General features: G+C 62.4%; 12 protein-coding genes. 9 read left to right on the top strand and 3 right to left on the bottom strand.

Translation table 11 applies throughout. From position 1 onward, the window contains the following. Nucleotides 1–335 precede the first annotated feature (335 nt). Nucleotides 336–2,867, top strand: a complete 2,532-nt coding sequence (locus VFO93_RS14125; RefSeq protein WP_325135030.1) for an outer membrane beta-barrel family protein — start codon at nucleotides 336–338, stop codon at nucleotides 2,865–2,867. Nucleotides 2,868–3,003: 136 nt separating this feature from the next. Here the strand turns inward: VFO93_RS14125 and VFO93_RS14120 are convergent, their stop codons facing one another. Both VFO93_RS14120 and VFO93_RS14115 read right to left on the bottom strand, forming a co-directional pair. Beyond that, nucleotides 3,004–3,378 carry a hypothetical protein gene (locus VFO93_RS14120; RefSeq protein ID WP_325135029.1) on the bottom strand — a complete coding sequence of 125 codons (375 nt, stop codon included), beginning with the start codon at nucleotides 3,376–3,378 and terminating at the stop codon, nucleotides 3,004–3,006. A 97-nt stretch (nucleotides 3,379–3,475) separates the two neighbouring features. Next, nucleotides 3,476–4,126, bottom strand: coding sequence for a sigma-70 family RNA polymerase sigma factor (locus VFO93_RS14115; RefSeq protein WP_325135028.1), 651 nt, complete (start codon nucleotides 4,124–4,126; stop codon nucleotides 3,476–3,478). Nucleotides 4,127–4,410: 284 nt separating this feature from the next. On the opposite strand from VFO93_RS14115, the gene nuoK reads away from it, so the two are divergent. The 6 genes from nuoK (at nucleotide 4,411) to VFO93_RS14085 (ending at nucleotide 12,522) form a co-directional block, all read left to right on the top strand. Further along, a complete protein-coding gene (gene nuoK / locus VFO93_RS14110; protein WP_325135027.1) occupies nucleotides 4,411–4,743 on the top strand; it encodes an NADH-quinone oxidoreductase subunit NuoK in 333 nt (110 codons plus the stop codon). A 99-nt stretch (nucleotides 4,744–4,842) separates the two neighbouring features. After that, entirely contained in the window at nucleotides 4,843–6,792 is a 1,950-nt protein-coding gene (gene nuoL, locus VFO93_RS14105) for an NADH-quinone oxidoreductase subunit L (protein WP_325135026.1), read from the top strand. A gap of 14 nt (nucleotides 6,793–6,806) precedes the next feature. Further along, on the top strand, nucleotides 6,807–7,034 hold the full coding sequence (locus VFO93_RS14100; protein ID WP_325135025.1) for a hypothetical protein: 228 nt from the start codon (nucleotides 6,807–6,809) through the stop codon (nucleotides 7,032–7,034). 168 nt (nucleotides 7,035–7,202) lie between these two features. Next, nucleotides 7,203–9,626: a S9 family peptidase gene (locus VFO93_RS14095; protein ID WP_325135024.1), complete on the top strand. Its 2,424-nt coding sequence runs from the start codon at nucleotides 7,203–7,205 to the stop codon at nucleotides 9,624–9,626. A gap of 249 nt (nucleotides 9,627–9,875) precedes the next feature. Beyond that, nucleotides 9,876–11,495 carry an OmpA family protein gene (locus VFO93_RS14090; protein ID WP_325135023.1) on the top strand — a complete coding sequence of 540 codons (1,620 nt, stop codon included), beginning with the start codon at nucleotides 9,876–9,878 and terminating at the stop codon, nucleotides 11,493–11,495. 226 nt (nucleotides 11,496–11,721) lie between these two features. Next, the gene (locus VFO93_RS14085) at nucleotides 11,722–12,522 is read left to right on the top strand and encodes a DUF5602 domain-containing protein (RefSeq protein ID WP_325135022.1); all 801 of its coding nucleotides are present in this window, start codon (nucleotides 11,722–11,724) and stop codon (nucleotides 12,520–12,522) included. A 204-nt stretch (nucleotides 12,523–12,726) separates the two neighbouring features. Here the strand turns inward: VFO93_RS14085 and bglX are convergent, their stop codons facing one another. Then, the gene (bglX, locus tag VFO93_RS14080; protein ID WP_325135021.1) at nucleotides 12,727–15,054 is read right to left on the bottom strand and encodes a beta-glucosidase BglX; all 2,328 of its coding nucleotides are present in this window, start codon (nucleotides 15,052–15,054) and stop codon (nucleotides 12,727–12,729) included. A gap of 468 nt (nucleotides 15,055–15,522) precedes the next feature. On the opposite strand from bglX, the gene VFO93_RS14075 reads away from it, so the two are divergent. Both VFO93_RS14075 and VFO93_RS14070 read left to right on the top strand, forming a co-directional pair. After that, a complete protein-coding gene (locus VFO93_RS14075; RefSeq protein WP_325135020.1) occupies nucleotides 15,523–16,173 on the top strand; it encodes a T9SS type A sorting domain-containing protein in 651 nt (216 codons plus the stop codon). Nucleotides 16,174–16,267: 94 nt separating this feature from the next. Next, complete coding sequence (locus VFO93_RS14070; protein WP_325135019.1) at nucleotides 16,268–17,641, top strand: sorbosone dehydrogenase family protein; 1,374 nt, start codon at nucleotides 16,268–16,270, stop codon at nucleotides 17,639–17,641. Nucleotides 17,642–17,679: the final 38 nt, after the last annotated feature.

The raw sequence follows: 17,679 nt of genomic DNA, 5'->3' as shown, positions 1-17,679 counted from the left end.
TTCAATGCGCTGCTAGTAACGCCTACCTGAGAAGCTGCTGGGGCAGGCTCCCGGCGAGGAGGCCGGCCCAAGGGCCGCTTTGGGGCCGCCGTGCTGGGGCGCGAGCTTTCAGCCCGTGGGCACCCGGTCGCGGACTAAGGGTCTGCGCTACACCTAGGGTGGCAATACTAAATTTTTGTGGGGCGCGCCGTAACGTTTGGCCCTCGGGGCCGATATTGGGGGCGAAGAATCGGCAACATGACGCTATTGCTATTTTTTTAGATTTAGCTCATCTGGGGGGCAACGTTTGCCGCCCGGCCTGCATCTATCGCCCCAACACCTCTACTTCCTTTTCCTTGAAGACCTTTTCTGCTGCCCGCCTCGGGCGCTGGCTGCTGCCAGCGGCCGCCCTGTTCACCACGTCGTTGGCCTTGGCCCAAAGCCCGGCCCCGGCCGCCGCTGTGGCGGCTACCGGCTCGCTTACCGGCACCGTGCTCGACTCGGTGAGCCGGCAGCCGGTGTCCTACGCCACGGTGGTGCTGCTGCCGGCCGATGCGGCCGATACCAAGGCCATCACGGGCGTGGGGGCCGACGACGCGGGCAAGTTCTCGCTCACCAAGCTGCCGGCCGGCACCTTCCGGCTGCGCCTGAGCTACGTGGGCTACGCCACCCGCACCCGCACTGTAACCGTGACGGCCGGGGCCACCGCGCTGGGCAACATCCTGCTGCCGGCCGCCGCCACCGCCCTCACCGAGGCCGTGGTGGTAGGGGAGAAGCCGGTGGTGGAAGTGCGCCCCGACCGCCTCGTGTACAACGCCGAGCAGGACATCAGCAACGCCGGCGGCACCGCCACCGACGTGCTGCGCAAGGCCCCGCTGCTGGCCGTGGATGGCGACGGCAAAGTGACCATGCGCGGCTCCAGCAATTTTCGGGTCTTGATTAACAACAAGCCCTCGCCCACGCTGGCCAGCAACCTCACGGAGGCGCTCAAGAGCATTCCGGCCGACCAGATTAAGAGCGTCGAAATCATCACGACGCCGCCCGCCAAGTACGACGGCGAGGGCACGGCCGGCATCATCAACATCGTGCTGAAAAAGGGCGTGAACCAGGGCCTCAACGGCCGCGTGAGCGCCGCCAGCGGCAACCGCAACAGCAACTTCAACTCGGCCCTGAACTTCAAGCAGGGCAAAATTGGCTTTACCTCCTCGGCCAGCGCCGGGGCCTGGTACAACCCCGGCTACTCGGAGCGCACCCGCGTGGGCTACAACGAGCAGCGCCAGGAAATAAGCAACCTGCTGCAAACCGCTGATGTCTACAACAAAGGCAAGTGGTACTACGGCACCGTGGGCCTCGACTACGACCCCGCCGAGCACCACACTATTTCGCTGGCCGGCTCGATAAACGGCTACGGCGGCAACTCGACCAACGACATGTTCAACCGCCTCACGGGTACCAGAAGCCAGCTCTACACCCGCAGCACCGACAACCGCTGGAGCGGCTTCAACGTGGAGGGCACCGGCACCTACACCCGCACCTTCAAGCAGGCGCGCAAGGAGTGGAGCGTACTCGGGCAGTACGCCCTAAATAACGGTTCTTTCGGCTACGACTTCGACCAGTACGACAACTCGGCCGTGCTACTGGCCACCGAGCAGGCTACCTACCGCGAGCGCAGCCGCGGCCGCACGCCCGGCCACGAAGTGACGCTGCAATCGGACTTCACGCAGCCCTTCGGCGACAAGAAAACCCTGGAAATGGGCGTGAAAGCCATTTTCCGCCGCACCGGCTCGGTGGCTGGCGTGGATACGCTGCGCGCGGTCGACAGCCCCAACTTCCTGCCCGACGGGCGGCGCGTGACCGATTTCAGCTACCGCCAGGATGTGCAGGCCGCCTACGCTACCTACTCGTTTGGGCTGGGCAAGAATACGACGTTCAGCCTCGGCAGCCGCCTCGAGCGCACGGCTATCGACGCCGATTTTCGGGCCACCAGGTCCACGTTCGAGCCGCGCAGCTACCTCTCGCTACTGCCCAACGGCAGCGCCCAGTACAAGCTCAGCGAGGCCAGCAGCCTGCGCGCCGCCTACAGCCGCCGCATCACGCGCCCGTTTATCGACTACCTCAACCCCTTCGTCGACCGCTCGGACCGGCAGAATCTATCCTTCGGTAATCCGTTCCTCAACCCCGAATTCACCCACGCCTACGAGCTGAGCTACAACACCAATTTCAAGAGCAACTCGGTGAATATCTCGGCCTCGGTGCGCCACACCGGCAATGCCATCGAGTCGGTGCGCTTCCTCACCACCAACCCCGACGCCCCGCTGCCCGCCGACGTGGTGCCCGACCCCAGCGTGACGGCCCAGACCTTCCAGAATGTGGCGGCCAACACCTTCTACCAGCTCAATTTCTACGGCTCGTTCAAGCCCACCGAAAAGTGGGACCTCAGCGGCGGCCCCGATGTGCAGTACATCGTGCGCCGCAGCCCTTCGCTGGGCGTCAATCGCCAGGGCTTCACGGCGGGCCTGAATATGAATACCTCGTATAAGCTCAAGAAGGGCTTTAGCATCCAAGGATTTGTGTACGCCTCGCTGCCCTCGCCCGACATCCAGGGTCGCGGCTCGGCCAACCTTTACTACCAGATGGGGGCCAAGAAAACCTTCCTCAAAGACAAGGCCGACCTGGTGCTCAACTTCGGCAGCCCCTTCAACAACTACTGGCCCTACCGCAACACCGTGAGCACCGCCCTCTTCGAGGAGCGTAGCGAGTACCGCGCCTTCCAGCGCTCGTTCCGCCTCAGCTTCAGCTACCGCTTCGGCCAGGCCCAGCAGGGCAAGCAGCGCAAGCAAATCAGCAACGACGACACCAAGGGCGGCGGCAGCAAGCAGGGCGGCTAAGGCTTTTAGTGACTGAAAAAGAACGTCCGTCATGCTGAGCTTGCCGAAGCATCTCTACCGCACCGTTGGATGAAGCGGTAGAGATGCTTCGGCAAGCTCAGCATGACGGACGGTTTTTTACCGTAGTAGTGCTCAATTACTGCTCGTTAAACGCATTGCGCATCGAATGAGCCTCGGCCCGGCGGCCCCACTGCGCGCAGCGTTTCTGCATTTGCTGGCGAAAATTCTCACGCTCCTCGGGCGAAAGGTTCGATACCTCGCGGGCAATTTCCTGCTTCCACTGCCGGCGCTTTTGTGCCCAGGAACCCCGCCCGCGCCCAAAGCCGCCGAATAGAATGCGGCTTAACACGAGCAGCCCCAGCGTCTGCCCAAAGCTGAGAGCCGGGCCGTGGAAAAGCTCGGGCACCAGCCAGTTCCAGAGGCTTTGGGTAACGAAGCCGGCCACGACGATGAATAGGGCCGCGAAAAAAACGAATTTGACGGCTTTTTTCAGCCAGAAAGTACGGTTCATGAGAGTAGGGCAAAGTAGCGCAAAGCCGGGCTTCGCGCAGCGTGAGGGTAGGAATGCGAATGAGCAGGGCCGCCCGGCGCAAGATAAAAGCGCCGCGCTAGTCCGTGAAAAGCTCGTCGTAGAGTTTGCGCAAGCGCTTGCGCAAATGCTTCACGGCGTAGTGCTTGCGCGAGATGAGCGTTTTGAGCGGCACGCCGGTTTCGGCCACCATGTCGTTGAAGGACTTGTCTTCGAGCTCGTGCCACACAAACACCTGGCGCTGCTCGGCGGGCAGCTCGGCCAGCGCGTCGGTGAGGGCGTCCATGATGGTTTCGCGCAGCAGGCGGTTTTCGGGTGCATCGTCGGCGGCGGGCAGGATGTCTTGCAACAGACGGGCCGGCTCGTCGCCCTCGGCGGCCGCCCCGAGCGGCGCATCCAGCGACACCGTAGCCTTGGGCCGGCGGTAGCGGTCGATGATGCGGTTGCGCGCCACCCGGAAAAGCCAGGCCGCCGCCTGCTCCACGGGCTTAAACAAGCGGTAGCTTTCCACGAGCTCGGCAAAGACATCTTGCAAGATGTCTTCGGCCTCCTCCGGGTCGGGCACCCGCCGCTCGATAAAGCGCAGCAGCCGCCCCCGCTGCTCGCGCACCGTGGCCTGTATTTGCTGGTCTTGCTGGCTGGCCGTCATGGCGGCAGTTAGGGTAAGGGCGCTCGCGTTCATCGTGCCTAAGCAGACGCGGGGCGCGGGGCGATATTTTACGGGGAGCACACAAAAAAAGCGGCTTCCAGGGGAAGCCGCTTTTTCGATACATAGAACAGAAGTCGAACCTTACACAAATTGAGTGCCGGAATATTCAGCTGTAGCTTGGACTCTGTAGTCCGAGCGCGAGCGCAGCCCGCATCTACGTTTGGTAGGTTTCCCAAACGCGCTCCCCAACCGCAGACGCGAACTGCATTCACTGCCGGACTAAAAGTCCGGGCTACACATAATGCCTTTTTCGGGTACCTTTGCCCGCTAAGAGCCGACCAGCCCCGGCCCCCGAACTCACCCGCATGAATCCGACGATACCCGAAGTCATCCGCACCGTTCCGCTCCAGTACTACGTTTTCTTCGCCACCGCGCTCTTCTGCATCGGCGTCACGGGCGTGCTGATGCGGCGCAACGCCATCATCATTTTCATGTGCGTCGAGCTGATGCTCAACGCCGTCAACATCCTGCTGGCCGCCTTCGCCGCCTACCGCGCCGACCCCAACGGCCAGGTGTTCGTGTTTTTCATCATGGCCGTAGCCGCCGCCGAAGTCGCCGTGGGCCTGGGTATTATCGTCATGATTTACCGCAACTTCCAGAATACCGACGTTAACCTTTTGAGCCGCTTGAAGTGGTGAGTGAGCGAATGAGTGAATGAGCGAATGGATGATTTTCATTCCGCTCTATCGCTCAAACTGCTTTCCATTCACTCATTCACTCATCCACTCATTCACCTGATGGAAAATGTTTTACCCGGCGCTACCGCGCCGTACTCGGCCCTGTTCTACGCCGCTATTCCCGGCCTGCCCTTCCTGGGTTTTCTCATTAACGGCCTGCTGAATCGCAAGCTGTCGGGCACGCTGGCCGGGCTCATCGGCAGCGCTACCGTGTTGGGCTCGTTCCTGCTGTCGCTCACGCTGTTCCTGAGTTTCAAGTACCAGTACACCGTGCAGCTGTTCGACTGGATTTCGGTCGGTTCGCTCCAGATTCCCTTTGGCTACCAGATAGACCAGCTCAGTTTGATTATGCTGTTGCTGATTACGGGCGTGGGCTTCCTCATCCACGTGTACAGCATCGGCTACATGGGCCACGACGAGAACGCGGGCAAGTTCTTTAGCTTTCTCAATCTCTTCGTGTTCAGCATGTTGATTTTGGTGATGGGTTCCAACTTCGTCATCCTCTTCATCGGCTGGGAAGGCGTGGGGCTGTGCTCGTACCTGCTTATCGGCTTCTGGAACAAGAACACGAGCTACAACAACGCCGCCAAAAAAGCCTTCATCATCAACCGCGTCGGCGACCTGGGCTTTTTGCTCGGCATCTTCCTCATCTACCTCACCTTTAATTCGGTGCAGTACGGCGAGGTATTCCAGAAAGCCAGCCTGAGCCAGTTTGGCCCGTACACGGTGGGCATTTGCACGGCCATCACGCTGCTGCTTTTCGTGGGCGCGATGGGTAAGTCGGCCCAGCTGCCGCTCTACACCTGGCTGCCCGACGCCATGGCCGGCCCCACGCCCGTATCGGCCCTCATCCACGCCGCGACGATGGTTACGGCCGGCATCTACCTCGTGCTGCGTGCCAACGTGCTGTTCACACTGGCCCCGCACACGCTGGAGGTGGTCGGCATCGTAGGCCTGGCCACGGCGCTCTTCGCCGCTACTATCGGCCTGGCGCAGAACGACATCAAGAAGGTGCTGGCCTACTCTACCGTGTCGCAGTTGGGCTACATGTTCTTGGCGCTGGGCGTAATGGGCTACACCTCGTCGTTCTTTCACGTGCTCACGCACGCCTTCTTTAAGGCGCTGCTCTTCCTAGGGGCCGGCTCAGTTATCCACGGCATGAGCAACGAGCAGGACATGCGCCGCATGGGTGGCCTGCGCAAGGCGATGCCGATTACGTTCATTACCATGTTCATCGGCTGCCTGGCTATCGCGGGCATTCCGCCGTTCGCGGGCTTTTTCTCGAAAGATGAAATCCTGAGCCACGTCTATGAGCACAGCAAAGTGATGTGGGTTATCGGCGTCTTCACCTCGCTGCTGACGGCGTTCTACATGTTCCGCCTGCTGTTCCTCACCTTCTTCGGCGAGTTCCGCGGCACCGAGGAGCAGCGCCACCACCTGCACGAGTCGCCGGCCAGCATGACGCTGCCGCTCATCGTGTTGGCGGTGCTGTCGGCCGTGGGTGGCTTCATGGGCGCGCCCATGTTCCTGGGCGGCAAGCACTACCTGGCCGATTTCCTGGCCCCTATTTTCACCTACTCCAAGCAGATTCTGCCCGCCGCCTTCGGTGCCGAGCCCGACCACAATACCGAGCTGATGCTCATCGGCATTTCGGTGCTGGCGGCCGTGGTAGGCATCGTGGCCGCCTACGTTATCTACGTGGCCCGCGCCCAGCGCCCCGCCGAAGAGGAGGCGCAGCGCTCGGGCCTCGACAGCCTCGTGTACCACAAATACTACGTGGATGAGCTGTACAACTCGCTGTTTGTGAAGCCCACGATGGCGCTATCCACCGGCCTCTACAAGTTCGTTGAAAACGGCATCATCGACCCCATTGCCAACGGCGTGGGCCGCGTGACACTGGCCGGCGGGCGGTTCCTGCGGGTTGTGCAAACTGGCTCAGTGGAGACGTATTTACTACTGATGGTGCTTGGCATCGTGCTAATCTTGGGGTTGAATATGGGCCGGATGTAGCACTAGCCAATAAAATGGCAGAGCAAGGCGAGCTTCTATTCCGGGAGCAACATCGAAAAATGATTGCGCTGGCTAATGCCATAAAGGAACAGGCAGAATTTCTGGCTTACAGCGTCAACCCGATAGGAATGCCGTATGAGCAATGGCGTATGATGGTTCAGAATAGCCAAAGCGAAATAGCTGAACTAGAAAGCCTGCTTCCACAGTTAAAAAATGCTTTAATTGCTTGTCTGGAAGCATAATATCTACATGCAAAAAGAGAAGGCCGTTTCCATGGAAACGGCCTTCTCTTTTTGTGCTATAAAACACTGAATGCGTCCTTTCTTGCTTTTTACTGTCCTTGCCTTTTCAAGCCGTTGATTTTGCCCATGAAAAAGCTCCTACCTATATTCCTCCTTGCCGCCCCCGCCATGGCCCAAGAAACCCAGTACCAGCAGCCGCCGGCCGCCATCCGCGATTTGCTGCTGGCCCCGCCCACGCCCCGCATCAGCCTCTCGGGCGATGGGCGCACGATGGCCATCCTGGCCGTGCAGGACTTCCCGACCATTGCCGAGCTCTCGCAGCCCGAACTGCGGCTGGCCGGCCTGCGCCTCAACCCGCGTACCAACGGCCCCAGCCGTGTGAGCTACGCCGTGGGAATGCAGTTTAAGCAGCTGCCCGGCGGTGCCGAAAAGCCGGTGCAGGGGCTGCCCGCCCAGGCCCGCATCAGCAGCCCGAGCTGGTCGCCCGACAACCAGCACGTGGCCTTTGCGCTCACCGTGCCGGCTGCCGAGGGCAGCACCGGCCACGTGGAGCTGTGGGTGGCCGACGTGGCTACCAACTCGGCGCGCCGCCTGCTGGCCACGCCGCTCAACGACGTGTTTGGCTCTTCTTTCGAGTGGGTGTCGGACAGCCAGACGCTGCTGGCGCGCACCGTGCCCGCCGGCCGCGGTGCGGCCCCGGCCGCTGATGCCACGCCCACCGGCCCCGCCGTGCAGGAAACGGGCGGCGGCAAAAAATCGGGTGCCCGCACCTACCAGGATTTGCTGAAAAACCCCGCCGACGAGCGTCTTTTTGAGTACTACGCTACTTCGCAGCTAGTGAAAGTGAGGCTGGCCGATGGCTCGGCGCAGCCGCTGGGGCAGCCGGGCGTGCTGCGCTCGGTGTCGCCCTCGCCCGACGGGCGCTACGTGCTGGTGCGTACCGTGCACCGGCCGTTTTCCTACACGCTGCCCGTGAGTAGCTTCCCGCAGCGCATCGACGTGCTCGACCTGGGTAGCGGCGCGGTAGCCAAGTCGATAATCGACCTGCCGCTGGCCGATAACGTGCCCACCAACTTCGACGCTGTGCCCACCGGCCCGCGCGACCACGGCTGGCGCACCGATGCCCCGGCTACCCTCTACTACGCGGAGGCGCAGGACGGTGGCGACCCCAAAAAGCAGGCCGCCGTGCGCGATAAAGTATACCTGCTGCCCGCGCCCTTCGGCGGCCCGGCGCAGGAGCTGGCGGCCCTGCCGCTGCGCTACGCGGGCATGACATGGGGCACCGACCACCTGGCGCTGGTGGAAGGCTACCGCTGGGCCGACCGCCACGAAACTACCTGGCAGCTCGACCCCGCTGTGCCCGGCCAGGCGCTGAAAGTGCTGTTTGATGGCTCATCTCAAGATACTTATCACAACCCCGGCGCGCCCTACACGCGCCGCAACGCGCAGGGCCGGCCGGTGCTGGCCCTGGGGCAGGGCGGGCAGGCCATCTACTTGTTTGGGCAAGGTGCGTCGCCCGAAGGCGACCGGCCCTTCGTGAGCGAGCTGAATCTGAAAACCGAAAAAATCACCGAGCTCTGGCGCTCCGAAGCCCCGTACTACGAGGTGCCCGTGGCGCTGCTCGACGCCAAAAAAGGTGCGCCCGAGCTGCTGACCCGTCGCGAGGCCATCGACCAGGTACCCAACTACTACCTGGAACCGCTCGCCAAGAAAGGCAAGCCGCTTGCCCTCACGCACTTCGCCAACCCCTACGCGGCTTTTGGCGGCAGCTTCCGCAAGCAGGTGCTGCACTACAAGCGCGCCGATGGGGTAGCCCTCACCGCCAACCTCTACCTGCCGCCCAACTACAAGAAAACCGATGGTCCGCTGCCCACGCTCATGGAGGCGTATCCGGTTGAGTTTAAGGACAAAGCCAACGCCGGGCAGGTGAGCGGCTCGCCCTACACCTTCACCCGCCTCAGCTGGGCCACGCCCGTGTACTGGGTCACGCAGGGCTACGCGGTGTTGCAAGGCGCTACCGTGCCCATCGTGGGCGAAGGCACCGCCGAGCCCAACGACACCTACACCGAGCAGCTGGTAGCCAGCGCCAAAGCCGCCATCGACGAGGGCGCGCGCCTGGGCGTGGTAGACCCCGCCCGCGTGGCCGTGATGGGCCACAGCTACGGTGCCTTTATGACGGCTAACCTGCTGGCGCACTCCAACTTGTTCAAAGCCGGTATTGCGCGCAGTGGGGCTTACAACCGCACGCTCACGCCCTACGGCTTCCAGGGTGAGGAGCGCACCTACTGGCAGGCCAAGGGTGTGTACGATGCCATGTCGCCCTTCAACTTTGCCGATAAGGTGAAGACGCCCATCCTGCTCATCCACGGCGAGGCCGACAACAACTCGGGCACGTTTCCCATTCAGAGTGAGCGCTTTTACGCCGCCCTCAAGGGGCAGGGCGCTACCGTGCGCTACGTGGTGCTGCCCGCCGAGTCGCACAGCTACGCCGCCCGCGAAAACCTGCTGCACATGCTCTGGGAAATGAATTCCTGGCTCGATAAATACGTGAAAAACCCGCCCGTGCCCGGCCTCTCCGGCCGCGCCAACTAGTGGTTTCGAGTAGCTGTTATGGAGAAAGCCTGGGTTCTACCCAGGCTTTTTTTATGTGACAATATAAACTTAGCGCAACAGGCATCTCAATGTAGTTGCTTGTTATTAAGTATTTTGATGAGCCTCACTTGATGCACATATAGGATGCCGGCGGCTGAAGAGCAGAAACACGCAACCCTACCGCACTTTTTGCGCTACACAGGCCCAACTAGCAAGTGCTACGCTCTACTTTCTCCACCTTTCTTCATTATGGGAAAACTACTCTCTCCGCTACGGCCGGGGGCTTTGGCTCTCGCTGGTAGCTGCCTGGCTTTCGCCGCCCACGCCCAAACGGCTGACAAGAAAACCGCCATCGGTGTCAATATCAGCATGATGCAATACCAGGGCGACCTGGGTAGCGACTGGGGGCACTCCTCGTTTCCGCTGCAAGTAGGCGTGGGCGCGCACATCACGCGCTACCTCTCGCCGTCGTTCGACGTGGCGGTGCTCGGCAACTACCAGAACTACTACCGCTTTGTGTCGCCCAATCGGCCTTACAACAGCTTCACGGCCAGAACAGGCATGGTTGATTTGGGCCTCAAGCTGAAGCTCAACAACGGTAAAATTCTGAAGGAAGACTTCTTCTTGCAGCCCTACCTGATGGGCGGCGGCGGCTTCTTTATGGCTAACAGCAGCGGTAACTATGCCACCAGCGCCGCCAACCAGCCCATTGCCGGCAGCTTCTTCAACCAGGTGCGCCGGTTCGAAGTATTCGGCCTGGCCGGGATGAAATTCCGCCTGTCGCCTGCGGTAGGCTTGGACATTACGGCCAGCCAGCACTATCCTTTCGCGGAGGGCATCGACAATATCAACAACCCCAACAAAAAGCTGCACGACCGCTTCCTGGTGTACTCGGCCGGCCTCACGGTGGCCCTTGGCCAAGCCAAGGATGCCGACGGCGACGGTGTGCCCGACCGCAAGGACAAGTGCCCCGACACGCCCGCCGGTGTGAAAGTGGACGTTAACGGCTGCCCCCTCGATACCGACGGCGACGGCGTGCCCGACTACCAGGACAAGTGCCCCGACGTGAAGGGCCTGGCTAGCCTGCAAGGCTGCCCCGATGCCGACGGCGACGGCGTGGCCGATGCCGACGACAAGTGCCCCAACACCCCCGCCGGCGTGCGCGTCGATGCCTCGGGCTGCCCGGTCGATAGCGACGGGGACGGCGTGGCCGACTACCTCGACAAGTGCCCCAACACGCCGGCCGGCGTGAAAGTGGACGCCAACGGCTGCCCGCTCGACCGCGACGGCGACGGCGTGCCCGACTACCAGGACCGCTGCCCCGACCGCCCCGGCCCCGCCTCCAACAAAGGCTGCCCCGAGATTAAGGCCGAGCAGAAGAAAATCCTGAACGAGGCCACCAAGTACATCCAGTTCGACTTCAACAAGGCCACGCTGAAACCGAGCTCCAACGCTCGCCTCGAGCAAATGGTGGCCATTATGAACGAGTACCCCGACTACTCGCTCAGCATCGCGGGCCACACCGACAACGTGGGCAACGACGACTACAACCTGCGCCTGAGCTACGAGCGCGCCGCCGCCGCTCGCAAGTATATGCTTAGCAAAGGCATTCCGGCCGAGCGCATCGAGGCTCGCGGCTACGGCAAGACCAAGCCGATTGCCGACAACAAAACCAAAGCCGGCCAGGCCCTGAACCGCCGCGTGGACTTCGACCCCTTCCTCACCGGCGAAACCAACGCCGCCGAAGCCAAATACGGCCCCGCCCCGACCATTTCGGAGCTGAAAGCCGAGGGCAAGAAGTTGCCCGGTAAAAAGACTACCGGCACCGGCGCGCCCCGCAGCCGCAAGGCCCCGGCCAAGCGCAAGTAAATGAGCCACGTAGCCAGGGCTCGTGTAGAGCCCTGGCAGTTGCCACGCAAAAGAGCCAGCCCCGCAAGGGCTGGCTCTTTTGCGTGTATAGGCGTTCGGGCAAAAAATGCCCGATGCCCCTTGCCGGCAACCCAGGCAAGGTAGGAAATGGCAAGTAATACTGTTTTTGTAAATAATATATTATATTTAATATATTTACCTGCGAATCCAACTTAATTCCATTTTGATGAAAACTCAGCTTACCCAACTTCGGCGCGTTTCCAACGTGGCTACGCTGCTGGTAGCCAGCCTCGGCCTGCTCGCGGCCTGCGGCAAAGACGACAAAACTCCGCAACCCTCCACCGACTACGGCCCGGCCGTGACGATGGGCGCGGGCAAGGCGATGGGCTACATCAGCCGCGATGCCAGCGGCAACCCCACCGAAATAGGCGTGCGCTTTGGCGAGGCGGCCCTGAACGGGCTGCCCGCCACGCCCACCACCGGCACCATGTACGACATCGCGCTGCCGCCCTCGGCCGCCAAAACGCCCTTCGACCACATTTCCTTCGACTGGAACCCCATCGGCCACGAGCCCAACGGCGTGTACTCGGTGCCGCACTTTGACGCGCACTTCTACATGCAAACCATGAGCGCGCAGCACGCCATCACGCTCGACGACCCCAAGGGCGACATTTTCCCGGCCACGGCCAAGCTGCCCACCGGCTACGCTACGCCGCCCAACGTGGTGCCCGGCCGCACCATCCCCATGATGGGCCGCCACTGGACCGACCCCGCCAGCCCCGAATATCAGCCCGGCGGCAGCTTCAGCAGCACCTTCATCTATGGCACTTACGATGGCCGCGTCACCTTCCTGGAGCCCATGTTCACGAAGGCCATGCTCACGACCAGCGTCAATTTCACGGCCCCCATCAAGCAGCCGCAAGCCTACGAGGTAAGCGGCAAATACTACCCCACCAACTACACCATTCGCTACGACGCCACGGCCAAAGAGTACGTTATTTCGCTGGGCGACATGATACTGCGCTAAAAGTATATAGAGGCCAGGAATCATAAAAAAAGTGGCTGCAACGTACGTTGCAGCCACTTTTTTGCGCGGTAGCGAATAGTTGTTAAGTCATGCAGAGTGCAGCGAAGCATCTGGCGTGGCGCAGTAACCATAGCCATCCAACTGTGCGGGCGAGATGCTTCGCTGCGCTCTGCATGACCTGACGATTTCCAGGCTAGCTGAAGCTTATTTCGTCAGTGTGAAGCTCGCCTTTTGCACGTCGCGCGAGTTGCCGCCGGTCATTACCTCAAACTCGCCGGGCTCGGCCACCCATTTCAGGTCGTCGTTATAAAATTTGAGGTCGTCGGGGTTGAGGTGGAAGGAAACCTGCCGGCTTTCGCCCGCTTTAAGCAGAATCTTCTGGAAGCTTTTCAGCTCCTGCACCGGGCGGGTGCTGCTGCCTACTAAGTCGCGCACGTAAAGCTGCACCACTTCCTCGCCGTCGCGTTGGCTGGTGTTTTGCACCGTCACGGTCACGTCGAGGCCCTGGCCGGGGGCGAGGCTGGTTTTGCTAAGGCTAGGCTTATCGTAGGTGAACGTGCTGTAGCTGAGGCCGTAGCCGAAGGGGTAAAGTGGGTCGTTGGGTACGTCGAGGTAGCGCGACTTGTACTTGTCGAGCGCCACGCCGCCGTAGGGCCGGCCGGTGCTTTTGTGGTTGTAGTAAATCGGCACCTGGCCCACCGCGCGCGGAAACGTCATGGTAATCTTGCCCGACGGGTTGTACACCCCAAACAGCACGTCGGCCACCGCGTTGCCGGCCTGCGTGCCGCCAAACCACGTTTCCAGCATGGCCGAGGCATTCTCATTCTCCCAGGGCAGCGTGAGCGGGCGGCCGTTGCAGAGCACTACCACCAGCGGCTTGCCAGTGGCTTTCAGGGCTTTGAGCAAGTCGAGCTGGCGGCCGGGCAGGCCAATGTCGGCGCGGCTGGCGGCTTCGCCGGTCATGCCCTGGCTTTCGCCCACCACGGCCACCACTACCTCGGCGGCCTGAGCGGCCCGCACGGCTTCGGCAATCTGCGCCTCAGCCGGGCGCGGGTCGATGTCAAGCTGGCCGCCGTGGGCGTTGAGGCGCTTGATAAGCTGGTCGTCTTCCGTCACGTTGGCCCCGTGGGCGTAGGTCACGCGAATGGTATTGCCGCCCACGTTCTTGATTCCCTGCAAGATGGAAACGGCCTGCTTGGCGTCGCCGGCCGCGCTCCAGTTGCCCAGCATGTCGATGGGCCGGTCGGCCAGCGGGCCAACTACCGCGATGTTGGCCGTGTTTTTCAGCGGTAGCGTCTGGTTGTCATTCTTCAGCAGCACCAGGCTGCGGCGCGTGATGTCGCGGGCCGTTTGCAAAAAGGCCGGCTGCATCAGCACCTCCTTGGCGCGGGCTTCGCTCACGCCTCGGTAGGGGTCCTGGAACAGGCCCAGGCGGTACTTGGCCTCCAGCACGCGGCGGCAGGCGGCGTCCACGTCGGCCTGCTTCACGGTGCCTTCCTTCACGTTGTTGGCGAGGTTGCGCACGAAAATTTCGCCTACCATGTCCATATCAATGCCCGCGTTCAAAGCCAGTTCCGACACTTTTTTGTCGTCGCCCAGGCCGTGCGCGCTCATTTCATTGATAGCAGTGTAGTCGGTAGCCACGAAGCCCGGAAAGCCCCACTGCCGGCGCAAGAGGTCCGTCATCAGCCACTTATTGGCCGTGGCCGGAATGCCGTTGATGTCATTAAACGACGACATTACCGAGCCCACGCCGGCCTGTACGGCGGCCTTGTAGGGCGGCAGGTATTCGTTATACATGCGCTGCCGGCTCATGTCGGTGGTGTTGTAGTCGCGCCCGGCTTCGGCCGCGCCGTACAGCGCGAAGTGCTTGAGGCAGGCCATTACGTTGTCGGGCCGGGTCATGTCGTTGGTCGGGCCCTGGTAGCCGTGCACCATCGCCTTCGCGATTTGGGAGCCCAGGTACGGGTCTTCGCCCGCGCCCTCGGCCACGCGGCCCCAGCGCGGGTCGCGCGCGATGTCCACCATCGGCGAATACACCCAGTTGATGCCGTCGGCGGCGGCTTCCTGCCCCGCCAAATGCGCCCCGCGCTCGATGGCCGGCAAGTCCCAGGTGGCCGCCAGCCCCAGCGGAATCGGCAAAATCGTGCGGTGCCCATGTATCACATCAAAGCCCAGAATGAGCGGAATGTGCAGCCGCGACTGCGACACGGCCATTTCTTGCAGCTTGCGCGCCGCCACCGGCGTAAAGGTGTTGAGTACGCCGCCCACCAGCCCTTTTTTAATCTTGGCGTCCACGTCCTGGCTCACCACCGGCCCCGTCACCGTAAAGCCGACCGACACAAGATTGAGCTGGCCGATTTTCTCCTCGGCCGTCATTTGCTGCATCAGCTTGCTGATGAACTGCTGCATCTTGGCATCGGGCGGGGGCAGGGCGGTGGCGGCAGTGGCTTGGGCCTGGGCGGCGCGGTGGCCGCCCAGGCCCAAGGCTACGAGTAGGGCCGCTTTAGTTAGCATGTTGGGGTGCTTCATGGATAAACAGAAATAGGTTAGGTGGGGAAAGGTAAGACCAAGGCCAGCTTGGAAAAGCCACTGCGAAGCGCCAAAAAGCCGTTTCTGAGGCAGCCAGGGCGCTTTTGGTGCCGCGAGCGTGTGCGGTAGCTGTCGGCGTGGCTGCGCCAACGGCCGGTATGCGCCCGTGCGGCCGGGTTGCGGTGTGCTGTAAGCGTCGGCCCGAAGAAATAACCGCTGAGTGGGGTTTTTGCGAAAAAAAGCGGGCGCGCTGAAGCGGCTGGCCGCAGTTTAGCGAGTGGCGACGGTGGCACCCGCGTCGTGCCCTTTGCCAGGGCCTGGGGCCAGGCGGTTTTGAAAAGTCAAAACGGGATTTTCCAGCAGGACAGGCGTTTGGCGGGCGTCGAAAACCTAAAGCTGCCGCGAGGGGGCGTTGAATTAAATGGCTGCCCGGCGCGTTAGCCGCTCAATTACTAGTAGTAGTTTGCTGTGAGACAATTATTTTGCCTGTGCCTGTTATTGCTGGGCGTGGCCGTGCCGGGTGGCGCTACTGCCCGGGGCACGGCGGCCCGCCGCTCGCCGCTGGCTTGTGCCTACGCCGCCGCCGAGGGGGCGCCCGTCGGCTTCGTGGGCCAGGTAGGTGCTGACTGCACCGCCACCCTGACCTGGCAAACCACCACAGAGCGCACCGGCGACGGCCCGGCCTACGAGGTGCAGGCCTCCGCCAACGGCAAAACCTGGGTGGTGCTCGGCACCGTGCCCAGCCAAACCCAGGCTGCCGGGGCCCGCTACACCTACCGCGCCGGCGCGCTGGCCGGCACCCGCTACTACCGCCTGCGCGTGGCCGGTGCCGGCGGCCCCGCCGCCTACTCGCCGGTGGTGGCCCTCACGGCCATGTGCGAGCTGGAGCCTTTGCAGCTGGTGCCCAACCCCGTGCGCGACTACGCGTTGGTGAGCGGCCTGCCGCCCGGCCGCAGCCAGCTGCTGCTGTACAACACCAGTGGCCAGCGCGTGTGGCAAACCACGGCCGAGGGCAGCGCCCGCCTCATTCTCAGTGGCTTGCCGGCGGGTTTGTATTTGCTGAAAGTAGTGGCTGCCGATGGCGCGCTCAGCAGCACCACGCGGGTAGTGAAGGAATGAGCCGGCTAGCGTCACAACTAATACAGAGGTAGGCAGTAAAAGGAAGCGGCATCGGGCTTTTGCGTAAGCTCTGCCTTACTTTCTCTTTTCGCTTATGACTCCCAAATACCTTGCCCTGCTGCCCGCGCTGGGCTGGCTCGCTGCCTGCGGCAGCGGCCCCAGCAAAGAAGAAAAGCAGACGGCCCAGGCCGACAACCCGGCCCAAACCATTACCACACCCAAGGAGGAAACTGTGCACCTGCCGGCCCCTTACGAAAGCAAGTCGGTAACCAAGCGCGTCGACATCATCGACTGGCCCGCTGGGCAAACGCCCACGGCCCCGGCCGGCTTCACGGTCAGCGAGTTTGCGGGCGGGCTGCAAAGCCCGCGCTGGGCTTACGTAGCTCCCAACGGCGACGTATTCGTATCCGAAGCGGCTACTCTGCCCAAGGGTGCCAAAAAGCAAGTGGCTGCCACGCTCAATCTCGATAAGTCGCGCTCGTTGCAACGCACCAGCGCCAACCGCATCACGCTGTTCCGCGATACCAACGGCGACGGCAAGCCCGATGTGCGCGCCGCCTTTCTGACGGGCCTCAACCAGCCCTTCGGGATGCTGGTGATGGGCGACTACTTCTACGTAGGCAATACCAACGGCCTGGTGCGCTACCCTTACAAGGCCGGCGATACCAAAATCACGGCGCCGGGCCAGAAAATTCTCGACCTGCCCGAAGGTGGCTACAACAACCACTGGACCCGCAACCTGCTGGCCAGCAAAGACGGTAAGCATATCCTCGTGACCGTGGGCTCGGGCTCGAACGTGATGGAGCACGGGGCCGAAAACGAGAAGCGCCGTGCCAACATCCTCGAAATCAACCCGGACGGCTCGGGCGAAAAAATCTTCGCCAGCGGCCTGCGCAACCCCATTGGCCTGGCCTATTACCCCGGCACCAGCACCCTGTGGACGGCCGTGAACGAGCGCGATGAGCTGGGCGACGAGCTGGTGCCCGACTACATCACGAGCGTGAAGGAAGGCGGCTTCTACGGCTGGCCCTACGCCTACTACGGCCCCAACGAAGACCCCCGCCGCAAAGGCGAGCGCCCCGACCTGGTGGCCAAGACCCTGGTGCCCGACGTGCCGATGGGCCCGCACGTAGCTGCCCTCGGCCTCACCTTCTACGACCAGAAAGCCTTCCCCGCCAAGTACCAGAACGGGGCCTTCGTGGGCGAGCACGGCTCCTGGAACCGCTCGCAGTACTCGGGCTACCAGGTGGCCTTCGTGCCCTTCAAAGACGGCAAGCCCACCGGCAAGCCCGAGCCCTTCCTCACCGGCTTTTTGGTCGGCGGCGACTCCGACAAGGCGCACGGCCGCCCGGTGGGCGTGGTCACGATGCCCGATGGCGCGCTGCTCGTAACCGACGACGCCGGCAATAAAGTGTGGCGCGTGAGCGCCGCGCAAGCCGCGGGTGGCGGGGGCAAAACCAGCCGCTAAGCGACATGTAAAACGGAGTGGCCCTCCGTTTATCGTGC

It is taken from the genome of Hymenobacter sp., assembly GCF_035709525.1.
Classification (GTDB): domain Bacteria; phylum Bacteroidota; class Bacteroidia; order Cytophagales; family Hymenobacteraceae; genus Hymenobacter.
Note: the sequence above shows the minus strand (reverse complement) of the source record. Positions and strands in the feature narration are given on the sequence as shown.

What these genes read in the sequence shown, in the direction of transcription:
- VFO93_RS14120 (WP_325135029.1), bottom strand. Translation starts at nt 3,378, where the DNA reads ATGAACCGTACTTTCTGGCTGAAAAAAGCCGTCAAATTCGTTTTTTTC.
- nuoL (WP_325135026.1), top strand. Translation starts at nt 4,843, where the DNA reads ATGGAAAATGTTTTACCCGGCGCTACCGCGCCGTACTCGGCCCTGTTC.
- VFO93_RS14085 (WP_325135022.1), top strand. Translation starts at nt 11,722, where the DNA reads ATGAAAACTCAGCTTACCCAACTTCGGCGCGTTTCCAACGTGGCTACG.
- VFO93_RS14100 (WP_325135025.1), top strand. Translation starts at nt 6,807, where the DNA reads ATGGCAGAGCAAGGCGAGCTTCTATTCCGGGAGCAACATCGAAAAATG.
- VFO93_RS14090 (WP_325135023.1), top strand. Translation starts at nt 9,876, where the DNA reads ATGGGAAAACTACTCTCTCCGCTACGGCCGGGGGCTTTGGCTCTCGCT.
- VFO93_RS14095 (WP_325135024.1), top strand. Translation starts at nt 7,203, where the DNA reads ATGGCCCAAGAAACCCAGTACCAGCAGCCGCCGGCCGCCATCCGCGAT.
- VFO93_RS14070 (WP_325135019.1), top strand. Translation starts at nt 16,268, where the DNA reads ATGACTCCCAAATACCTTGCCCTGCTGCCCGCGCTGGGCTGGCTCGCT.
- nuoK (WP_325135027.1), top strand. Translation starts at nt 4,411, where the DNA reads ATGAATCCGACGATACCCGAAGTCATCCGCACCGTTCCGCTCCAGTAC.
- bglX (WP_325135021.1), bottom strand. Translation starts at nt 15,054, where the DNA reads ATGAAGCACCCCAACATGCTAACTAAAGCGGCCCTACTCGTAGCCTTG.